Below are 21,369 nucleotides of genomic sequence, written 5' to 3'. Positions count from 1 at the left end.
CTCAGTCCCCGTCCAGTTCCTTCACGATGGCCGCGCCGTCGAGCAGAGGAACGCCGTCCGCCCCCAACGCCGCCACGAACGACAGCACCACGCCCTGTGGCGGCCGCAACGACTCCGCCGGCCGCTCCTCCACCGCCTCGACGGCGCGCAGGCGCACCGCCACCGGCACCTTGCGGTGGCCGCGCAGCAGCACGGCGAAGCCGCCGGACCCGCCGCCAGACCCGCCGTCGAGTCCCGGCGGCGCCCCGCACAGCCGGTCCGCGTCGAACAGCCGAAGCACGCGGCCGGCAATGGCGATGAGCCCGAGCAGCGCCGGCTGGGCGCCGGGCACCGGGGTCCACCGCGACACCGGATGGACCCGGTTCACCTGGCCCAGCTCGAAGGCGTACCGCCCACCCGCTCCGCGGCCCAGCAGCAGGCGCACGGTCGCCCCGGCCCCCGGCCGGTCGCCGTCCGGCCGGCGCGCCAGCTCGGCGGTGCGGCGGTCCAGCAGGTCCTCCGTCCACGCCCCGCGCCCGGCGACCGCGTCGTGGAAGGCGGCGCGGTCGCGCGCCAGCCGGCGCCGCAGGGCGTCCCAGTCGATGCGCTCGGACGCGCCGGTCATGCCCGGCCCCTCCCGCCCGCCACGGCCCCGGTGCCGGCGCCGCGCCCGGGCAGCCACAGGTCGACCATGGCGGCGAGTTCGCGCACGCTGAGCCCGCGTCCGTGGGCCACCAGCTCGTCGGGGGCGTGGCCGACCAGGGTCATCCGGGCGTTGCGGAAGTGCCGCCGCGCCGGCTCCATCTGGCCGCGCCGCCAATGGACCAGCGCCAGGTGATAATGCGCCAGCGCCAGGCCCTGGTCGAGGTAGAGGGCGCGACGGAAGGCCGCCACCGGATCGCCCACGCCGAGGTGCTCCTCGATCAGGCCCCGGTAATAGTGGACGGCGGCGTGGGTCGGGCAGGCCTCCACCAGCGCCTCGCACGCGTCGAGCGCCTGGGCCCACTCGCCGCGGTCGGCGAGGTCCACCAGATCGTCCAGACTCGGCACGGCGGCGGCGGCGGTCGGGGACGGCGCGGCGGCGTCCGCCGCCACGGCGGACGCCGGCTCCGGTGCGGCCGGCGGCGCGGGTGGCGCGGCGGCGCGCGGCGGGGCGATCGGCACCGGCGGCAGCGGGATCGGCGGCAGCGGGATCGGCTTGCGGTACAGGGTCGCGCCCGGGACCGGGACGGTGGTGAAGGGGGACGCCAGTTCCAGCCCGGCCTCGGCGTGGCCGACGAACAGCCAGCCGCCGTCGGTCAGCACGTCGTGCAGCCCGCGCACCAGCCGCATGCGGGTCGGCTCGTCGAAGTAGATCATGACGTTGCGGCACAGCACGATGTCGAAGCCGGCCAGGCCGTCCACCCAGGAGGGCAGGCTGCCGGTGCTGAGGTTGAAGACGCCGAACCGCGTCCATTCGCGGTAGGCCCGCTTCAGCGCCCAGGCGCCGCCCTCCCCCGCCTCGAAGCAGGCGTTGCGGATGTCCGCCGCCACGCCGCGCAGCGCCCAGTCGCTGTAGACCGCGTCCTGGGCCTGGCGCAGGAAGGCGCGGTTGATGTCGGTGCCGACGATCGTCACCTGCCAGCCGTCCAGCGCCTGCGCGAAGTGACGTTTCAGCAGGATCTCGACCGAATAGGGCTCGGCCCCGGTGGAGCAGCCGGCGCTCCAGATGCGCAGGGTGCGCGAGGCGGCGTTGCGACGCAGGCACTCGGGAACGGCGACCGCCCGCAAGGCCTCGAACTGCTCGAGGTAGCGGAAGAAGAAGGTCTCCCCCACGGTGATCTCGTCGACCAGCGCCTGGAACTCGCCGGGACCGCCGGCGGCGTCCTCAAGCACCGCCGCGTAGGCCCCGGCGTCGGCCAGCGCCAGCGCCTCCAGGCGCCGCCGCACCCGCTCCGCCAGCGCCGAATCCTTGTCGGCGTAGTAGGCCAGGCCGGTGCGCTCGATCACCTGGCGCTTGATCCGGTGGAACGCCGGGTGCTGCAGCACCGACGCCGTGGCGATGGCTCGGCTCATGGCGACGCCCCCTCGGACGCCACGCCCGTGCCGGGCGCCTGCCAGGCCGCCATGCGCGCCGCGGCGAGGTCGCGCAGATCGGCCAGCCGCGCCTGCTCGGCGGCGCTGAGCAGGGCGTCGGCGTCGAGCAGATGCACCGGGCCGGTCCGGCGGGCCCAGGTCGCCCGCACACAGCGGTTGAACGAGGCGCCGGCATCGACCGGTGCCCAGCCGTCCGGCGGCACCTCCGCCACCTCGAGCACTCGGTGGACCATCAGGGCGAGCGGCCCGTCGGGCCGCTGGAGCATGAGAAGCGGCGTGTAGAGGCCGGGGTCGCGCCGCTCCAGCCCGAACAGAACGTCGAGCCGCAGGACCGGCACCGCCGCCCCCGCCGCCATCATCACGCCCGCGAGCACCGGCGGCATGGCCGGCAGGGTCATCAGCCGGGGCAGCGGCACCACGCGCCGCACCGCGTCCCCCGCCAGCGCCAAGCCGCGGTCGCCCACCTCGAACACCACGCATCGCGGCGCGGACACCGCGTGTTCTACCGTCATCACGCCTTCGGATCACCACGGGACACCAACACCCGGCGCACACGAGGTCCGCCGGAAACGCGCTTCCTGGCGATCCTAATCGCAAGCGCCGCCGCCACCCTATAACGCTTCCGGCCGGGTTTTGCGTTTCCCGACAGGGCTTTCGGCATAAGGCACGGCGGCCGCGCGCGGCGATTGGCGACGGTTGCCGGACAATTCGCGGCAATCTCGAGCCAAAGTGTCCTCAAACACCCGCACTGCCTCCTAAGAAAATGTTCGCAAGCCTTGTCGTTCCCGTCGCGGGTACGCATAATCCTGACTCGTCGACCAGGACAACAGCCAAGAAGCGGCCAAGAGGCGCCAGGGCCATTCGCGACGGCAACGGCAGCGATGCCTTGCGCCGCGGCACCGCAACGAGGCAGGAGGGTGGGGATGTGGGGGTGGCGCAGCCGGAACACACCTCGAAACGGCGTGTTGCCGAAGCCGGCTGCGGTCAGTTGGCCGACGAGCCGCCCCACCGGCCCGGCGCCGGCCCAGGCCCGGCCGCCGCACCCCGCCACACCGCCCGCCACACCGTCGGCCGCACCGCCCGCCGTCCCGCCCGCCAGGCTGCCGCCGCGCCGCCTGCGCCAGGCCCAGGAGGCCCACGACGCGGTGCGCGCCGCCGAATTGCTGCGGCGGACGATGTCGTACGGCACCGCCGAGGATCTGCTGGCGCTGCTTGAACCCTACCGCCGCCGCGCCGGGCTGCCCGCGGGCGGCGCCCCCCTCTACGGCCTGGCCGGGCAATCGCCGGACCGCCTCAACGAGATCGTGCTGCGCCACGCCTCCCCGGTGCTGCTGGACGTGATGCTGCCGGCCTGCCGCGAGCACCTGCACGACCGCCTGTTCGGCACCCTGGCGGCGGCCCACGGGGCGCCGGAGCCGGTGGAGGTGGAAGGGCTGCCCAGCGCCGTCGCCATCGCCATGGCCATGCGCACCCTGCTGATGACGCTGCGCGGGGCGGGACGCCACCATCTGCAGGCCGTGCTGGAGAGCGTGGAGCGGCAAAGCCGCACCCAGGTCGAGGCGATCATCCGCGCCGACCGGCCGGTGGCGCGTCCCGGCGGCGTGGCCGACCTGTCGCACGCCCTGCTGCGGCTGGAAGCCCAGCGCCTGGTGATGGAGGCGCTGGGCGCCGGACACGGGCCGCTGACCGAGGTCGCCTTCGAGACGCGCCGGGTGGCGCGGCTGGCGTTGCGTCACTGCGCGGCGACCCTGACGCGCTTCGTGGAGAACCGCAACCTGGTGTCGCTGCACGACAGCCTGACGGTGATCGCCGCCGTCGACAGCCTGATCGTGCTGTCCCTGCGCATGCTGGACAGCCTCCAGGAGCGCGAGGAGGAGCCCAGCCCCTTCGCCAAGCCGGCCGATGCCCAGGCCCTCGAGGACTATGTCGACGCCGCGACCCGCCTCGCCCACGCCGTGGTCGAGTTGCTGCACACCGTGCTGCCCGAACCGAAGTTCGACACCCTGCTGGTCGTCGCGCTGATCCGCAAGGTGAAGTGGTTGCACCGCTTCGCCGCCCGGCTCGGCGTCGGCCACGCCCAGCGCCCGCCGGCGCTGGACACGCTGTGCGGCTTCCTGGTCGCCCAGGGGGTGGCGCTGGCGCGGCGCACCGCGGCCCTGCTGGCCGCCGCCGTCGAACACCGCCCGGCCAGCCCGGAGGCCGCCGCCGACCTGCTGCACCGGGCCAACGAGGTGGCCCGGCTGATGCGGTCGATGGACCACGGCGCCGCCGCCAACATCCTCAACGGCCGCGCCGCCGCGGTGCGCGCGACCCTGGAGCGGGCCGCCTGAGCCGGGCCGGGCCCATGGCCCGATCCGGTGAAACCGGCTTGGCGTTCATCCCCGGGCGAGAGTCGCCGGACGGCGGCGCGGGCGCGCTGTATTAGTCCGTACATTGATTGTGGTCTTTGTCGGGTTCATCACAGCTGCGCCACCCTGACGCACCCTCCGTCGGGATCGCGACAAAGACAAACATCCCATGTTTTCCAATAGGTTGACTGAATTTTCGCGGTTGGCATGCTCGATGCATATCCGGGATCGGGACGCGGCGACCACCCGCGCCGCACGGGGCCAAGGGGCCCGGACACCGATCCACTTGGACACAGCATAGGAGCGAGCACCATGACCACTCCCGGTCTTCGCCAGATCGCCTTCTACGGCAAGGGCGGCATCGGCAAGTCGACCACGTCGCAGAACACCCTGGCCGCGCTGGTCGAGATGGATCAGAAGATCCTGATCGTCGGCTGCGACCCCAAGGCGGACTCCACCCGCCTCATCCTCCACGCCAAGGCCCAGGACACCGTGCTGCACCTCGCCGCCGAGGCCGGTTCGGTCGAGGACCTGGAGCTCGAGGACGTTCTGAAGGTCGGCTACAAGAACATCAAGTGCGTGGAGTCCGGCGGCCCCGAGCCGGGCGTCGGCTGCGCCGGCCGCGGCGTCATCACCGCCATCAACTTCCTGGAGGAGAACGGCGCCTACGAGGACGTCGACTACGTCTCCTACGACGTGCTGGGCGACGTGGTGTGCGGCGGCTTCGCCATGCCGATCCGCGAGAACAAGGCCCAGGAGATCTACATCGTCATGTCCGGCGAGATGATGGCACTCTACGCCGCCAACAACATCTCCAAGGGCATTCTCAAGTACGCCAACAGCGGCGGCGTGCGCCTGGGCGGCCTGATCTGCAACGAGCGCCAGACCGACAAGGAGCTGGAGCTGGCCGAGGCCCTGGCGGCGCGCCTCGGGTCCAAGCTGATCCACTTCGTGCCGCGCGACAACATCGTGCAGCACGCCGAACTGCGCCGCATGACCGTCATCGAGTACGCGCCGGACAGCAAGCAGGCCGACGAGTACCGCCAGCTCGCCACCAAGATCCATGCCAACAAGGGCAACGGCGTCATCCCGACCCCGATCACCATGGAAGAGCTGGAAGAGATGCTGATGGACTTCGGCATCATGAAGACCGAGGAACAGCAGCTCGCCGAACTGGCGGCCAAGGAAGCGGCCAAGGCCAGCGCCTGATCCCCGGATCCCTCGGCGATCCAACTGGCCCCATCCCCAGCCCACCCCCGCACCGGTAAGGGCGGGAGTGGGAGGGAGGGGCCCGGTCCCGCGCTGTGACGAGACGGCGCGAACGGAGAGTTCTTTCCAGGAGTCCGGCATCATGAGCCTGTCCGTGAATCAGGACGTCGACGTCAAGGGTTTGGTCGACAAGGTCCTCGAAGCCTATCCCGAGAAGACGCGCAAGCGTCGCGCCAAGCACCTCAACGTCCTCGAGGCGGAAGCCAAGGATTGCGGGGTCAAGTCGAACATCAAGTCCATTCCCGGTGTCATGACCATCCGCGGCTGCGCCTACGCCGGCTCGAAGGGTGTGGTCTGGGGGCCGATCAAGGACATGATCCACATCAGCCACGGGCCGGTGGGCTGCGGCTACTACTCGTGGTCCGGCCGCCGCAACTACTACATCGGCGACACCGGTGTCGACAGCTTCGGGACGATGCACTTCACCTCCGACTTCCAGGAGAAGGACATCGTCTTCGGCGGCGACAAGAAGCTGGCCAAGGTCATCGACGAGATCAACGACCTGTTCCCGCTGGCCAACGGCATCTCGATCCAGTCGGAGTGTCCGATCGGCCTGATCGGCGACGACATCGAAGCCGTCGCCCGGGCCAAGGCCGCCGAGATCAACAAGCCCGTCGTGCCGGTCCGCTGCGAGGGCTTCCGCGGGGTGTCCCAGTCGCTGGGCCACCATCTGGCCAACGACGCCATCCGCGACTGGATCTTCGAGAAGACCGAGCCGGTCGCCGGCTTCGAATCGACCCCCTACGACGTCACCGTGATCGGCGACTACAACATCGGCGGCGACGCCTGGTCGAGCCGCATCCTGCTGGAGGAGATCGGCCTGCGGGTGATCGCCCAGTGGTCGGGCGACGGCACGCTCGCCGAGCTGGAGAACACCCCGAAGGCCAAGGTGAACCTCATCCACTGCTACCGCTCGATGAACTACATCGCGCGCCACATGGAGGAGAAGTTCGGCATTCCGTGGATGGAGTACAACTTCTTCGGGCCGACGCAGATCGCGGAATCGCTGCGCAAGATCGCCGCGCTGTTCGACGACACGATCAAGGACAACGCCGAGCGCGTCATCGCCAAGTACCAGGCGGTCGTCGACGCCGTGATCGCCAAATACCAGCCGCGCCTGGCCGGCAAGAAGGTCATGATCTATGTCGGCGGCCTGCGGCCGCGCCACGTCGCCGACGCCTACCATGACCTGGGCATGGAGATCATCGGCACGGGCTACGAGTTCGCCCACAACGACGATTACCAGCGCACCACGCACTACATGAAGGAAGGGACGCTGATCTATGACGACGTGACCGGCTTCGAGCTGGAAGAGTTCGTCAAGGGCCTGCGTCCCGATCTGGTCGCCTCGGGCATCAAGGAAAAGTACGTCTTCCAGAAGATGGGCCTGCCGTTCCGGCAGATGCACTCCTGGGACTACTCCGGCCCGTACCACGGCTACGACGGCTTCGCGATCTTCGCCCGCGACATGGACATGGCCATCAACAACCCCGTGTGGGGCATGACGAAGGCCCCCTTCTGACCGCGCTTTGGGAATAGGAGCACCAGACCATGACGGATTTCCCCGTGTCCCAGAGCGCCGAGAAGGTCCTCGACCACTTCACGCTCTTCCGCCAGCCCGAGTACAAGGACCTCTTCGAACGCAAGAAGCAGGAGTTCGAATTCGGCCATTCCGACGAGAAGGTGGCCGAGGTCTCGGAGTGGACCAAGTCGCAGGACTACCGCGAGAAGAACTTCGCGCGCGAGGCGGTGACCATCAACCCGACCAAGGCCTGCCAGCCGATCGGGGCGATGTTCGCGGCCCAGGGCTTCGAAGGCACCCTGCCCTTCGTGCACGGCTCGCAGGGCTGCGTCGCCTACTACCGCACCCACCTCACCCGCCACTTCAAGGAGCCCAACAGCGCCGTCTCCTCGTCGATGACGGAAGACGCGGCGGTGTTCGGCGGCCTGAACAACATGATCGACGGCCTGGCCAACGCCTACACGCTGTACAAGCCGAAGATGATCGCGGTGATGACCACCTGCATGGCCGAGGTCATCGGTGACGACCTCGGCGGCTTCATCACCAACGCCAAGAACAAGGAGAGCGTGCCGCAGGACTTCCCGGTCCCGTACGCCCACACCCCGGCCTTCGTCGGCAGCCACGTCACCGGCTACGACAACATGATCAAGGGCATCCTCACCTACTTCTGGAACAAGGAGGAGGAGTTCGACGTCCCGAAGACCGCCAGCATCAACATCATCCCCGGCTTCGACGGCTACGCCGTCGGCAACAACCGGGAGCTGAAGCGGCTGGCGGCGGCGTTCGGCATCGACGTCACCATCCTCGGCGACGTGTCGGACACCTTCGACACCCCGGGCGACGGCGAGTACCGGATGTACGACGGCGGCACGCCCCTGGAGGCCACCGCGGCGGCCAAGCACGCCAAGGCGACGATCTCCATGATGGAGTACTGCACGGGCCAGACCCTGCAGTTCATCAAGGAGAAGGGCCACGACGTCACCAGGCTGAACTACCCGATGGGGGTCGCCGCCACCGACGAGCTGCTGATGAAGCTCGCCGAGCTGACCGGCACGGCGGTGCCCGACGCCCTGCGCCTGGAGCGCGGCCGCCTGGTCGACGCCATGGCCGACAGCCACGCCTACTTCCATGGCAAGCGCTTCGCGGTCTACGGCGACCCGGACTTCTGCCTGGGCATGACCCGCTTCCTGCTGGAGCTGGGGGCCGAGCCGGTCCACGTCCTCTCCACCTCCGGTTCCAAGAAGTGGGAGAAAGCCGTCCGGAAGCTGCTGGACGGGTCGCCCTTCGGCAAGCACGGCGAGGCCTACGGTGGCAAGGACCTCTGGCACATGCGCTCGCTGCTGTTCACCGATCCCGTCGACTACATCCTCGGCAACAGCTACGGCAAGTACCTGGAGCGTGACACGAAGATCCCGCTGATCCGCCTGAACTACCCGATCTTCGACCGTCACCACCACCACCGCTACCCGACCTGGGGCTACCAGGGCGCGCTGAACGTGATGGTGCGCATCCTCGACCGCATCTTCGAGGACCTGGACCAGCAGACCAGCGTGGTCGGGGTGACCGACATCTCCTTCGACCTGATCCGCTGATCGCAAACGCCTCCTCCTTCCCTTCCGGGAGGAGGCGCCCGCAATCGGCGAGTGCGGCCGGCGCCCGTCCCTGGACGGGCGCCGGTCCGCGTTTCCGCCCATGACGCCTCAACGGCTCCGCTCTGCCGTCCCGGCTGGACAGCGACGCGAAAGTTCGTACACTGCGCATCGTGAGGCGACCCTATGCCCGAGAGGTCGAGGGCACGACACGGAAGGGGCTGCACCCATGGCGCTTTCGACCGTTGGCAGCGAGCTGCTCAAGGGCCGGATCGCCGTCACCCCGGCATCCGCCGACGTCGACCCCGTGGGCACCGGGACCGCCCCGGCGCCGGGGTCCGCAACGGGCCGCCTGAACAGGCGGCGCACCACCCGCGTGGAAGGTGCGACTCCCCTGCCGGCCGCGCCGCAGGCCGACAACCCCAGACGCACGACGCCCCTCGGCACCCGGCGCGTCGGTGCGGGGGAACCGGCACCCATCACGCTGCGCGACCGGAAAACCCTTGCCGCCTTGCCGACACGGAACGGGTTGGAGCAGACCGCGGGACGGCCAAGGACCCAACTCACCTTCCTGTGCCTGACCCTACGCCGCGGCTCCCCCGCCTACGCGGCCCTGCTCGACCACATCCAGCGCTTCCACAGCACCCTTGAGAAGATCGAAGAGCCGACGCTCGGCGACATCGACTCGCTCATCAAAGACCTTCAGGGGTTGGACGCGGCCGCGGACGCCTGCATCACCGAGGGCGAACGGTCGCGCGCCGATGCGGTGGCGCGGCTTCGCGAGGGAATTGGCGCGCGGATCGCGATGTTCAGAGCCTTCCGGTCCGAACTTGACGCGCTTGGCGGGGCGTGGCCGGACGAGTTGAGCCTGAACGAGGCAATCGAATTTCACCAGGAGGGGTTCGGCCTGGCCGACGCCGCCCCGTTTGCCAGAGAGGCGATCCCCGCGCCCTTGGCGCGGGTCGCCGTCGACGGCAAGGTGAGCCGGGCCGACATCAGCCTCTTCCGCGTCAACCACCCGGTGGCCGAGGCGATCGACCTCGCCATCAAGACGAAGGGCGAGGGCGCCTTCCAGGCCGCCGGCTTCACCGACGCGGAGAAGGCGCTCCTCGTCGGCGCGGAGCTTGGCCTGGACATCGCCATGAACTACCGCGCCGCCAACGTGCCGATCACGGAAAAGACCCTCGTTGGCGCGTTCCGCCCGGTGCACGACGCGCAGGCGCCTGTGTTTGTTGGAAGTGGGCAGCACAACGCGGTCTACCGGGTGACCATCGTTCTTCCCGGCGCGGACCCCGGCGGTCCGGGCGAGACCCGGGTCGGGATCTTCAAACCGGAGGGTCCCGTTGGTGAGCTGCCATGGGCCGCGAGGGCCACCGGCATCGACCCCCGACAGCCACAGTTTGGCCAGCGCAACATCGCGACCGCCGCCGTGGCGAAGGCGCTGGGATTCGATATCGTGCCCTGGGCGGAGTTCGGCGTCCTGAGGGTGCCGACCCAGCAACGCGCCCTGAACGCCGCCAATCGTTTGGGGCTGGTGATGGGGGTGGCGCCGGGAAAGCCCTGCGACACGCTGAAGGCGGAGGTCCCGGCGACCGAATCCGACGAGCACCATCCCCTCTGGGCGGACCCGGTGCTGCGGCGGGAGCTGACCAAGCTCCAGCTGCTCGACGCCCTGCTGGCCCAGGGCGACCGCCACCGCGGCAACTATATGATCGACCGGGACGAGAAATCGGGGACGGTGCGCGGCGTCACGGGAATCGACAACGACCAGTGCCTCGGCGCGGCGATCAGGCACCCCAACGCGATGATCCCGGATGCCGGCGATCCCGCCAGGATCGGCTTCAACGGGGTGGGGCTGCCGGAGATCGTCGACACCGCGATGCACGACGCCTTCCTGGGCCTGTCGCCGGCCACCCTCGACGACGCGCTGCGGGATCTGGTCACGCCCGCGGAGGTGGCATCCGCCCAGCAACGCCTGATGGTCATCCAGGACCACCTCCGCGACCTTGAGGCGCGACACCTGGTCATCGCCACCGACGCGTGGGGATCGGACGCCGCCTCGGAACACCTGGTGAGTGCCGCCGCCAGCTATGTCGGCCGCGACCTCGCCTGACACGGCGGACGCCGACTTCAACTTTGAATCGTTTCGTCTCGCGGAGAACAACCCAAGGGCGGGTGGGCTGGACAGGGGTGGGATCGGTTTGTACACTCCCGATCCCGTCGGCGGTGGCCGGCGCGCGGGGAAGCCGTGGCGTGACGGCGCGGCGGCGAAGGAGGTGAGAGGCCATGTCGTTCTCGATGAGCAGTGTCCGCGGCCTCGACCCCAGCCATCTGCGCGACGATCGGGGCGCGACCGACACCGGCGGCGACCGGGCGATGGCGCCCAAGGCCATGCGCGGCAGCCAGAACGGCCGGGTGATCGGCGCCGGCGGCGCGTCACCCTTTCCGGTGCTGCGCAGCCTGTTTGCCGCCCGCACGCGCAACGCCACGCCTCTGGGCCAGCGGCGGGTCGGCGGCACACCGCCCGCCGGCACCGAGCTGCGCAACCGGGCGCGCTTCACGGCGTTTCCGACGCGCGCGCAGATGATCGGCCGGGCCGGGCGTCCCAAGGAGGACATCCGGTTCTCCTGCCTCGTCTTCCGCCTCACCCTGCACCGCATGTCGACCGGCTACAAGGACCTGCTCGGCAAGCTCGAGGCCCTTCAGCCCACCCTCGACCAGCGCCCCGGCGACCCCGCCCGCGACCTCCAGGACCTTGACCTGCACCTCCAGGAGCTGGACCTCGCGGCGGGAGCCTATGTCGCCCGGAGCGGGCACACGCGCACCGAGGAGGTGGCGGCGCTGCGCGAGCAGATCGCCACGCTGCGCACCGCCTTGCGCGCGGTGAGCGAGGATTGCATCCACGACGGCGGTTCCTGGCCGGGAAACCTGAGCGTGCGCGACGCCGTCGCGTACCGCCAACAGGGGATCGGGCTGGCGGACGCCAACGCCTTCGCCACCGGGGGCGTCGACCCGAAGGCGGCGCGGCACGCCATCGACCGCGGCGTCACGCGGGCCAGTGCCGCGCCGTTCCTCCAGAACGGCTTCACCCTCAAGGACGCGATCCGGTTGCACGACACCGGCGCGACCGCCGACGTGGCGGCGGAGTACCGCGCCGCCGGTCACAACGTGCGGGACACCTTGCGCCTTGTCGCCCGCAACGTGCCCCTGGCCGACCTCAAGCCCTTCGCCAAGGCGGGGTTCTTTGCGTCAAGCGCCGCCGAACTGGCCTGCGCCGGGGCGTCGGTCGAGGACGCCATCGCCTGCCGGGACCTGGGTTGCTCCATTTCCGACACGGCGCGCCTCGCCGCAAACGGTGTATCTCCCGATCAACTCAAGCCCTTCATCGACGCAGGGTATCACCCGTCCGGAGCGGCCACGCTGGCCAGCGCCGGCGTGTCGCTCAACAGGGCGGAGCGGTACAGCAAGGCGGGCTTCACCGCCGATGAAACGGTGGTGCTGGCGCAAGCCGGGTTGAACCGGGCAACCGGCAAATTGTACAAGGCGTTCGGCATTCCCCTGACGCCGCCGGCCATGCTTCACGACTGCGGCCCGACGAGCACCATCGAGCGGACGGGGCAGCTGGGAAAAGGGGCGTTCAACACGGTCGATAAGCTGACGGTCACCACCAGGGACGGACGGACGATGGCGGTCGCCTACAAGGCGCTGAAGAGCCTCGCCGAGGAGATCGGTCCCTACGGCCAACAGAAGATCATCCCGGTCGCGTCGAAGGCGATGGGCATCGATCAGCGACAGCCGCACTACGCGGAGCGCAACATCGCCGCGTCCGCGGTCGACCGCGCGCTCGGGTTCCATGTCCTGCCGACGGCCGAGATCGGCGTGCGCGAGCATGAGAGACCGGCCGGCGGGCGTGAACACAAGCTCGGTCTGGTGATGAGCATCGAGCCTGGAATGACCCGGAACGACATGCATGACCAGAAGATCATCGCGACGAAAGCGGACCTGAAAGCGCTTCGCAACGATCCGGTGCTGCAGCGCGATCTGGTCAAGCTCCAGCTCCTGGATGGACTCCTCGCCCAGGGCGACCGCCATGGGGGAAACTACATGATCGACTATGACAAGGAGACCAGGCAGGTGCGCGGCGTGAAGGGCATTGACAACGACATCTGCCTGGGGAAATCCATCAAGAACCCCAACGCCATGCTGCACGACCCCAAGAATCCGCGGACCGAGGCCTACCATTCGCTCAAGCTGCCGGACGTCGTCGACACCGCGATGAGCGACGCGCTTCTCTCCATGACGCCGAAGACGTTGGAGGAGACGCTGGGCGACCTGGTCACGAAGGAGGAGGTGGACGCCGCGAAGCAACGCCTCGTCGTCATCCAGGACCACATCCGCGACCTCGACGCCAAGGGCGCCGTGATCGCGCCGGACGCCTGGGGAACCCCCATCGCGGCCCGGCACCTGCAGGATCCCAAGACCAGCTACCTCGCCCGCGACTTCGCCTGAGATGGGGCTCCCGATGACTTCCGCATTGGCCCAAGCGCGGCCGCTCTTCGAGGACAGCGGCGCCCCGCTTCCCTCCGTCCCGGAGCCGCTGGCGGCCACGTTGGTGCGGCTGTCGGACACCGTGTTCGCCAGCCGGTCGACCGAGGAATCGCCCTACAGCATCGCCCACTTCGTTCACGAGGTGTCGACCACGGCCGTGCCCGACTATGTCCTGTTCGGGTTCGACGGGCATGGCATGAACTCCTGGGCCTACCACTACTTCCTGGTGCAGGGTCCCCTCGCCCTCTTTGCCCAATGGTCGTTCGGCGGCGCCTATGGCGATCCGGAGCGCCAGGCCGCGTCGATCCGCGAGCGCCTCGGCCAGGTGGCGCAGCTGCGCTCGCGCCTCGACCGGGTGTCCGCCCGCATGCCGCCGGCGCGGCGCCTGCTGGTCGTCTCCAGCGATTTCGCGGCGTCCGGTTTCGGCTGGCTTCGCACCGCTCCGGAGGTGGGCCAACTCGACTGGCACGCCGGCGGCCTCTTCACCCTCGGCGACGCGCTGGAGCACCTGGACGCGGTCGCGTCCGGCCAAGTGACCGTTCCATAGGAGAGAGAGCCCCATGACACCCCGCGACGCAGCGCGCGCCCTCGTCCGCCGGCTCGGCGCCGAGATCGGCATGCCGGCCCTCGACCTCGATGAGACCGGCTACTGCGCGCTGCGGTTCGACGACGCCATCTCCGTGCATTTCCAATGCGATGATGACAGCGAGCGCATCGTCCTGTTCGCCGATCTCGGCGCCGTGCCGGAGGAGAACCGGCAGCAGACCTACGAAGTCATGCTGCGTGGCAACCTGTTCTGGCGGGCCACCCTGGATGCCACGCTCGCCCTCACGGGCGAGGACCCGCCGCATGCCTTGCTGACCCTGCCCTGCGCCATCGCCGGCGTGCCGGCGGCGGGCCTCGGCGCCGTCGTGGAGCGCTTTGTCGACACGGCCGAGGACTGGATGGGCGTGTTGAGCGCCGACGTCCCCGCGGACCCGTCCGCACCCTCAGCTGAGGACCCGTCACACTTCATGCGGGCGTGAAGCGGTCGGTCCGTTCTCCCGCCCGCGCAAGGATCGGGTGGCGGGCGCGGTCCGCCGATGGCATCACCGAACGCGACGCCCGCGGCCCGCGGGGACCGTGCGGAGACGACCGACCATGCCCGGCGACGCCATCGACGACCCGCACTGGGCCGCCCTGCTTCACCGCGATGCCCGCGCCGACGGGCGGTTCTGGTACGCGGTGCGCACGACGGGGGTGTATTGCCGCCCGTCCTGCCCGTCCCGGCGGCCGAAACGGACCAATGTCACCGTCCACGCGACGCCGGCCGCGGCCGAGGCCGCCGGCTACCGTCCCTGCAAGCGTTGCCACCCCCGCGCCGGCAATGAAACGTCCAATACAGAGTGCGTTTTCCTCAAAAGACCGCAACAAGCGTGCGCCTGAGCGGCCACTCCACTGAATCGCGATATCACAGGTGACGCGACGGATTGCTCTGCCATAGTGGTGTCTCCGCGATGTCTTAACGAACCACAGGGAGACTGACATGAACAGGCATGCGGCCGACTGCACCCACCACGCCACCACCGCCCCCAAGGCGCGGCGCCAGTTCCTCAAGATCGCCGCGCTGGGCGGCGGAGCCATGCTGCTGGGCCTGCCCGCGTCGCGCGAGGCCGCCGCCGCGGGCGGCATCGAGGCGCTGCTGCTGAGCTGCATGGACTACCGCCTGGTCGACGACACGACGCACTACATGGACGGGCGCGGCCTGACCAACAAGTACGACCACGTCATCCTCGCCGGCGCCAGCCTGGGTGCGCTGACCGACCAGAAGGCGGCGTGGAACGCCACCTTCTGGGACCACGTCGACGTCGCCAAGCAGCTCCACAACATCAAGACCGTGATCGTCATGGATCACCGCGACTGCGGCGCCTACAAGGTCTTCCTGGGCACCGACTTCTCCCAGGACAAGCAGAAGGAGACGACCATCCACAAGGAGATCCTCGCCAAGCTGGGCGGCATGATCAAGGAGAAGCACCCGGACCTCGGGGTGGAGCTTCTCATCATGAACCTCGACGGCACGGTCGAGGCCGTCGGCTGAGCGGCCGGGCGGGGACCGCCTGACGGCGCCCCGCCCCTGTCCGACACCCGACAAAGTCGGCGCCCCGCCCCCCGCCATGTCGGGTTCCGAACAGGCGGCGCATCCATGGTTTCTCCAATAATATCAGACCGATAACGGGCCACCCCCTTCTGGCACGCACCATGCATCGTTTCGTCGCACACCAGCCGCGGGAGATGCATCGATGCTTCAGGAAAAGATCCAGGAGGCGTTCAAGGAGCCGGGCTGCGCGGTCAACCAGGCCAAATCCGACAAGGAGCGCAAGAAGGGCTGCACCAAGGCCCTGAAGCCCGGCGCAGCCGCCGGCGGCTGCGCCTATGACGGGGCGATGATCGTGCTCCAGCCCATCGCCGACGTGGCGCATGTGGTGCACGGCCCGATCGCCTGCCTCGGCAACTCCTGGGACAACCGCGGCTCGCGCTCCTCGGGTCCGCAGCTTTACCGCACCGGCTTCACCACCGACCTGTCGGAGCTCGACGTCGTGCACGGCGGCGAGAAGAAGCTGTTCAAGGCGATCCGCGAGGTCATCCAGCAGTACGACCCGCCGGCGGTGTTCGTCTACCAGACCTGCGTCCCGGCGATGATCGGCGACGACATCGAGGCGGTGTGCAAGCACGCCACGGCGAAGTTCGGCAAGCCGGTGATCCCCGTGGTGGCGCCGGGCTTCGTCGGCTCCAAGAACCTGGGCAACAAGCTGGCCGGCAACGCCCTGCTCGACCATGTGATCGGCACCGTGGAGCCGGAGCGCACCACCCCCACGGACGTCTGCATCGTCGGGGAGTACAACCTCGCCGGCGAGATGTGGCAGGTGACGCCGCTGCTCGACGAGATCGGCATCCGCGTCCTGTCGTCCATCTCCGGCGACGGCCGCTACGCGGAGGTGGCGAGCGCCCACCGCGCCCGGGTCACCATGGTGGTGTGCTCCCAGGCGCTGGTGAACATCGGCCGCACCCTGCAGGAGCGCTGGGGCATCCCCTATTTCGAGGGCTCCTTCTACGGCGTCTCCGACACCTCCGACACCCTGCGGACCATGGCCCGCATGCTTGTCGACCGCGGCGCCCCCATCGAGATCGTCGAGCGCGCCGAGGGCGTGATCGCCCGCGAGGAGGCGCGCGTGCGCCGCCGCCTCGAGGTCTACCGGCCGCGCTTCCAGGGCAAGCGGGTGCTGCTGTTCACCGGCGGCGTCAAGAGCTGGTCGATGGTGACCGCGCTGGAGGAGGCCGGGCTGACCATCATCGGCACCTCGACCAAGAAATCGACCAGGGAGGACAAGGACCGCATCAAGAAGATGAAAGGGGCCGAGTTCCACACCTGGGACGACCTGAAGCCACGCGAGATGTACCGCATGCTGCGCGACTCGGAAGCCGACATCATGCTGTCGGGCGGGCGCTCGCAGTTCATCGCGCTGAAGGCCAAGGTGCCGTGGCTGGACGTGAACCAGGAGCGGCACCATCCCTTCGCCGGGTACGACGGCATCGTCAACCTGTGCGAGGAGATCGACAAGACCCTGTCCAACCCGATCTGGCGGCAGGTCCGCCAGCCCGCCCCCTGGGATTGAGCGAGGACGCCGGCCATGACCCACATCCATCGCGTCCCCACCGCCGCCAAGGCGGCCGCCACCAACCCGCTGAAGATGAGCCAGCCGCTGGGTGCCGCGCTCGCCTTCCTCGGCATGGACCGTTGCCTGCCGCTGTTCCACGGCTCCCAGGGCTGCACCGCCTTCGGGCTGGTGCTGCTGGTCCGCCACTTCCGCGAGGCGATCCCCCTGCAGACCACCGCCATGGACCAGGTGTCCACCATCCTCGGCGGCTACGAGAACCTCGAGGCGGCGATCCGCACCATCCACCAGCGGATGGCCCCGGACCTGATCGGCGTGTGCACCACCGGCGTCACCGAAACCAAGGGCGAGGACCTCGCCGGCCATTTCGCCACCTTCCGCCAGCGCAACCCGGATCTCGCCGACCTCGGCCTGGCCTTCGTCAACACGCCCGACTTCGCCGGCGGGTTCGAGGACGGCTTCGCCGCGGCGGTCGCGGGGATCGTGGAACGCTTCGCCCAGCCCGCCGCCACGCGGGTGCGCAACCAGGTCAACGTGCTGGCCGGCAGCCACCTCTCGCCGGGCGACGTGGAGGAACTGCGCGACGTCATCGAGAGCTTCGGCCTGAAGCCGATCATCCTGCCCGATCTGGCGCTGTCCCTGTGCGGCCGCCAACCCGACGATTTCACCGCGCACTCCCTGGGCGGCACCACGCTGGACCAGGTGCGGCTGATGGGCACCTCGGCGGCGACCCTGGCGATCGGCTCGCACATGCGCATGCCGGCGGCGGCGCTGGAGCTGAAGACCGACGTGCCCACCATCCACTTCGACCGGCTGACCGGGCTGGAGGCCTGCGACCGCCTGGTCAAGACCCTGGCGGAGATCGCCGGCCGGCCCGTGCCCCAGCACCTGCGCCGGCAGCGCGAGAGCGTGGTCGACGCCATGCTGGACGGCCATTTCTTCTTCTCGCGCAAGCGCATCGCCGTCGCCCTGGAGCCCGACCTGCTGTTCGCGGTGGCCAGCTTCCTTGCCGACATGGGAGCCAGCGTCGTCGCCGCGGTGTCGCCGACCCAGGCGGCGGTGCTGGAGAAGGTGCCCGCCACCACGGTCATCGTCGGCGACCATTCCGATCTGGAGGCGGTGGCCCGTGACGCCGACCTGATCGTCTCCAACGCCCACGGCCGGATGGGATCGGCGCGGCTCGGCATTCCGCTGCACCGCATGGGCCTGCCGGTGTTCGACCGCCTGGGCGGCAGCATGAAGGTGACGGTCGGCTACCGCGGCACCCGCGACCTGCTGTTCGAGATCGGCAACATCTTCCTCGCCCGCGAGGTGGATCATCACGGACCCGGGCATGGGCACGGGCATGGGCTTGATCATGGGCCCGGCACCAGCTGCGGCGGCGACGGAGGCGGGTCATGCGCATGCAACGGCGGCTGACGGTGGTGGAGGGCGACCAGGGTGGGCGCGACCAGGGTGGGCGCGATCAGGGTGGGGCCGGGCGCCCCGGAGGAGGACGGATGAAGGTAGCGTTCTGCACGCAGGACATGCAGCACGTCGACGCGCATTTCGGATGGGCCAAGACCATCGCCGTCTACGAGGTGGACCGCCAGGGCTACCGGCTCCTGGAGTCCTGCCAGTTCGGCGGCTCCATGTACGAGGACGGCAACGAGGACAAGCTGATCCCGAAGCTGGAGGCGATCGGCGACTGCGCGATCATCTACCTCTCGGCCATCGGCGCCTCCGCCGCGGCGCGGGTCGTGGCCAAGAAGATCCACCCCGTGAAGGTCGAGGCGACGGACCGGATCACCGTGCTGCTCGACCGCCTGATCGAGACCATCAACGGCAACCCGCCGCCCTGGTTGCGCAAGGCGCTGGCCAAGGGCGAGCCGCGAACCATCGATTTCGACGACGAAGAGGATTGAGCGGCCATGTCCGACACACTGACCACGCCCGACGCGAACGCCCCCGCCAGCAGCGGGGCCGGCGCCGACATCGAGGACCTGTTCTACAAGATGCTGGTGATGCTGTTCCGCGCCGAGGACAGCTACGGCGCCTGGGAGGGCAAGAGCGACGAGACCATTCTCGCCCCGTTCGTGCTCGACCGCGAGGCCCGCGCCGCCATCCCGATGATGGGCGACCCCGACCCCGACACCCTGTGGCGGCTGGAGCTGTTCTACAAGGCGATCGGCATCTGCATCGAGAAGCTGACCGGCGTCATGGCGACGCCGATGCTGAAGATGAGCCACGAAGGATTCGGCCGGGTCGTCCTGATCGCCGGCCGGCTGGTGGTGGTGTCGCGCCACCTGCGCGACGTCCATCGGTTCGGCTTCCCGACGCCTGAGAAGCTGAAGACCGACGGCGCGAAGATCGTCCGCGAGGCGGTCGCGCTGGTGGAGAAGCATCCGGAGGTCGCCCGCATCTGATGCGGGCACCCGCCCCGCCCCCCCCTCAGGAGGCCCGACCCGTGACCGATCCCGCCGCCCTCAAGGACGAGATCAAGAAGCTGAACGCCCGTGCCACCCAGAAGAAGATGGATCTGCACGACCTGTCGGAGGAACTGCCCCAGAATTGGGAGCGCATCCTCGAGGTCGCCGCCGAGACCTTCGACGCCTACAAGACGCTGACCGAGAAGCGCGCCGCGCTGAAGGCGCTGGAACGGGCATGACCCGGCGCCGCCGACGCGCCCCGGCCCCCCCGACACCGACTGAAGGAGCGACGCCATGAGCGCCACCGTGACCGGCCTGACCCGTGGCGGCAACGCCTGGACTCCGAAATTCGTCGACGCCATCGACCAGGGCCAGTGCATCGGCTGCGGCCGCTGCTTCAAGGTCTGCGGTCGCGGGGTGCTGGAGCTGATCGGCATCACCGAGGACGGCGACATCGTCGACGCCTTCGACGACGAGGCCGAGAAGAAGGTCATGAGCATCAAGGAGGCGGGCAACTGCATCGGGTGCGAAAGCTGCGCCAAGGTCTGTTCCAAGAGCTGCATCCGCCACGACACCATGGCCCTCTGAGGATCGGCCCGGCACGGGACGGCCCGCGCGCCCCTCAGTCGGCGCGCCGGGTGCCCGTCACCCGCGCCCAGATCGCCCGATAGCGGTCGTAGACCGAAGCCTTGCAGGGCTTGACGAACTCCAGCCGCGCGGAGGGCGGCACGACGATCTCCGGCGCCTCCAGCAGGGCGGGGTCGAGATGGTCGTCGGCCCCCCGGATGGCCGTGGCGTAGCGGGTGTGGGCCGTCTGCAGGGCCGCGTTCTCGGGCTCCATCACGAACGCCATGAAGCGCTGCGCCTCCGCCGGGTTGGGCGCGCCCTTGGGCACCACCAACGCGTCGGTCCACACCGTCACCCCTTCGCGCGGGTAGGCGTAGCGCACCGTCGGCCGCGCCCCCCGCACCCGCATGGCGTGTCCGTTCCAGGCCATGGAGACGGCCAGCCGCCCGGTGTTGCGCAGAACCGGCAGGTCGTCGCCGCTCAGCACGACGTGGTCGCCGGCACGGCGCGCCAGCAGCGCCTCCACCTGGGCCAGGTGCCGGGGCTCCGTGCTGCACCGCGGCAGCCCGAGGTACCGGAACGCCATGGTGAAGACCTCCCCCGGGTCGTAGAGCATGCCGACCGGCCCGCGCAGTGCCTCGGGCGGGTCGAACAGCAGCCCGAGGGTGTCGATGTCGCCGTCGAACACCGCGCGGTCCACCAGGAAGGAGGTGGTTCCCCAGTGCCAGGGGACGGAGAAGCACGCCTCGGGATCATAGGCGGGGGCCCGCCAGGGGTCGTCGACGTTGGCGAAGGACGGCAGAGCGCGCACCGGCACGGCCTCCACCGCGCCGCGGGCGATCAGGTCGGGGATCGCGTACTCGGTGACCACCGCGAGGTCGTAGCGGCCGGGGTTCTCGCGCAGCCGGCGGTCGAGCGCCTGGACGGAGGGATAGGTCTCCACCGTCACATGGACGCCGGTTTCCCGCTCGAACCGCTCCAGCAGCGCCGGCGCCGTGTACTCCGGCCAGGTCAGGAGGCGCAGGTCGACCGCGGCCGCGGCGCCCGGCGCCAGCACGGCGATGGCCACAAGGCCGGCCGCCATCCGCCCCAACACTCCCATTGCCAACGATCCCCGTCCCAGCAGACCAGGCGGATTGTCCGTCCACCCCAACACCTGCCCGTGATACGCGGCCCGGGTCAACGAACGCCTGCCCCCCGCGGTGGAAAACCCGCCGCCGCCCGGTGTACACAAGACGGTCGGCGGGTGCGCGCACCCGCCGCCGGGGCGACCGGCGTCCCGGGCCGGACCGGGTGCCAGGAGCATGACCCCACGCCACCGCGCCGCCGCGCCGTCGGCCGCCGCCGGACCGGACCGCCCGCCCGCGCACCCGCCGGCCCGCACGCCGCCGCGCCGCGGCCCGCTGGCGC

General features: G+C 69.8%; 20 protein-coding genes. 16 read left to right on the top strand and 4 right to left on the bottom strand.

Features of this window, described 5'->3' with window-relative positions; all coding sequences use genetic code 11:
- Window position 1: 1 nt before the first annotated feature.
- From AC6H2I_RS25380 to AC6H2I_RS25370, 3 genes are read right to left on the bottom strand one after another with little or no spacing between them, the layout of a single operon-like run.
- Window positions 2–604 (bottom strand): chemotaxis protein CheW, encoded by a 603-nt coding sequence (locus AC6H2I_RS25380; protein ID WP_497503553.1) that lies wholly within the window; start codon window positions 602–604, stop codon window positions 2–4.
- A complete protein-coding gene (locus AC6H2I_RS25375; RefSeq protein ID WP_497503552.1) occupies window positions 601–2,034 on the bottom strand; it encodes a CheR family methyltransferase in 1,434 nt (477 codons plus the stop codon). The genes AC6H2I_RS25380 and AC6H2I_RS25375 overlap by 4 nt, the downstream gene beginning before the upstream one ends.
- The gene (locus tag AC6H2I_RS25370; RefSeq protein WP_497503551.1) at window positions 2,031–2,567 is read right to left on the bottom strand and encodes a chemotaxis protein CheW; all 537 of its coding nucleotides are present in this window, start codon (window positions 2,565–2,567) and stop codon (window positions 2,031–2,033) included. The genes AC6H2I_RS25375 and AC6H2I_RS25370 overlap by 4 nt, the downstream gene beginning before the upstream one ends.
- 453 nt (window positions 2,568–3,020) lie before the next feature.
- On the opposite strand from AC6H2I_RS25370, the gene AC6H2I_RS25365 reads away from it, so the two are divergent.
- The 16 genes from AC6H2I_RS25365 (at window position 3,021) to fdxB (ending at window position 19,980) form a co-directional block, all read left to right on the top strand.
- A complete protein-coding gene (locus AC6H2I_RS25365; RefSeq protein ID WP_497503550.1) occupies window positions 3,021–4,385 on the top strand; it encodes a hypothetical protein in 1,365 nt (454 codons plus the stop codon).
- A 330-nt stretch (window positions 4,386–4,715) separates the two neighbouring features.
- Window positions 4,716–5,612 (top strand): nitrogenase iron protein, encoded by an 897-nt coding sequence (nifH, locus tag AC6H2I_RS25360; RefSeq protein WP_497503548.1) that lies wholly within the window; start codon window positions 4,716–4,718, stop codon window positions 5,610–5,612.
- 142 nt (window positions 5,613–5,754) lie between these two features.
- Complete coding sequence (nifD, locus tag AC6H2I_RS25355) at window positions 5,755–7,194, top strand: nitrogenase molybdenum-iron protein alpha chain (protein WP_497503547.1); 1,440 nt, start codon at window positions 5,755–5,757, stop codon at window positions 7,192–7,194.
- Window positions 7,195–7,223: 29 nt separating this feature from the next.
- Window positions 7,224–8,786 carry a nitrogenase molybdenum-iron protein subunit beta gene (gene nifK, locus AC6H2I_RS25350; protein WP_497503546.1) on the top strand — a complete coding sequence of 521 codons (1,563 nt, stop codon included), beginning with the start codon at window positions 7,224–7,226 and terminating at the stop codon, window positions 8,784–8,786.
- A gap of 226 nt (window positions 8,787–9,012) precedes the next feature.
- A complete protein-coding gene (locus tag AC6H2I_RS25345; RefSeq protein WP_497503545.1) occupies window positions 9,013–10,896 on the top strand; it encodes a hypothetical protein in 1,884 nt (627 codons plus the stop codon).
- 173 nt (window positions 10,897–11,069) lie between these two features.
- Window positions 11,070–13,292, top strand: a complete 2,223-nt coding sequence (locus AC6H2I_RS25340) for a hypothetical protein (protein WP_497503544.1) — start codon at window positions 11,070–11,072, stop codon at window positions 13,290–13,292.
- A 13-nt stretch (window positions 13,293–13,305) separates the two neighbouring features.
- On the top strand, window positions 13,306–13,878 hold the full coding sequence (locus AC6H2I_RS25335) for a hypothetical protein (RefSeq protein WP_497503543.1): 573 nt from the start codon (window positions 13,306–13,308) through the stop codon (window positions 13,876–13,878).
- A gap of 13 nt (window positions 13,879–13,891) precedes the next feature.
- Window positions 13,892–14,356, top strand: coding sequence for a type III secretion system chaperone (locus tag AC6H2I_RS25330; RefSeq protein WP_497503542.1), 465 nt, complete (start codon window positions 13,892–13,894; stop codon window positions 14,354–14,356).
- A gap of 115 nt (window positions 14,357–14,471) precedes the next feature.
- Window positions 14,472–14,756: an Ada metal-binding domain-containing protein gene (locus AC6H2I_RS25325; RefSeq protein ID WP_497503541.1), complete on the top strand. Its 285-nt coding sequence runs from the start codon at window positions 14,472–14,474 to the stop codon at window positions 14,754–14,756.
- A 100-nt stretch (window positions 14,757–14,856) separates the two neighbouring features.
- Window positions 14,857–15,408, top strand: coding sequence for a carbonic anhydrase (locus tag AC6H2I_RS25320; RefSeq protein ID WP_497503540.1), 552 nt, complete (start codon window positions 14,857–14,859; stop codon window positions 15,406–15,408).
- 202 nt (window positions 15,409–15,610) lie between these two features.
- A complete protein-coding gene (gene nifE / locus AC6H2I_RS25315) occupies window positions 15,611–16,984 on the top strand; it encodes a nitrogenase iron-molybdenum cofactor biosynthesis protein NifE (RefSeq protein WP_497503539.1) in 1,374 nt (457 codons plus the stop codon).
- Window positions 16,985–16,999: 15 nt separating this feature from the next.
- A complete protein-coding gene (gene nifN / locus AC6H2I_RS25310) occupies window positions 17,000–18,403 on the top strand; it encodes a nitrogenase iron-molybdenum cofactor biosynthesis protein NifN (RefSeq protein ID WP_497503538.1) in 1,404 nt (467 codons plus the stop codon).
- Window positions 18,382–18,888: a nitrogen fixation protein NifX gene (nifX, locus tag AC6H2I_RS25305; RefSeq protein ID WP_497503537.1), complete on the top strand. Its 507-nt coding sequence runs from the start codon at window positions 18,382–18,384 to the stop codon at window positions 18,886–18,888. The genes nifN and nifX overlap by 22 nt, the downstream gene beginning before the upstream one ends.
- A 6-nt stretch (window positions 18,889–18,894) precedes the next feature.
- Entirely contained in the window at window positions 18,895–19,389 is a 495-nt protein-coding gene (locus tag AC6H2I_RS25300; protein WP_497503536.1) for a NifX-associated nitrogen fixation protein, read from the top strand.
- A gap of 41 nt (window positions 19,390–19,430) precedes the next feature.
- Complete coding sequence (locus AC6H2I_RS25295) at window positions 19,431–19,631, top strand: CCE_0567 family metalloprotein (protein ID WP_497503535.1); 201 nt, start codon at window positions 19,431–19,433, stop codon at window positions 19,629–19,631.
- A gap of 55 nt (window positions 19,632–19,686) precedes the next feature.
- A complete protein-coding gene (gene fdxB, locus AC6H2I_RS25290) occupies window positions 19,687–19,980 on the top strand; it encodes a ferredoxin III, nif-specific (protein WP_497503534.1) in 294 nt (97 codons plus the stop codon).
- Between the two features lie 34 nt (window positions 19,981–20,014).
- Here the strand turns inward: fdxB and AC6H2I_RS25285 are convergent, their stop codons facing one another.
- Window positions 20,015–21,043, bottom strand: a complete 1,029-nt coding sequence (locus AC6H2I_RS25285; protein WP_497503533.1) for an extracellular solute-binding protein — start codon at window positions 21,041–21,043, stop codon at window positions 20,015–20,017.
- Between the last annotated feature and the right edge of the window lie 326 nt (window positions 21,044–21,369).

It is taken from the genome of Azospirillum sp. NS33 (assembly GCF_059703765.1).
Note: the sequence above shows the minus strand (reverse complement) of the source record. Positions and strands in the feature narration are given on the sequence as shown.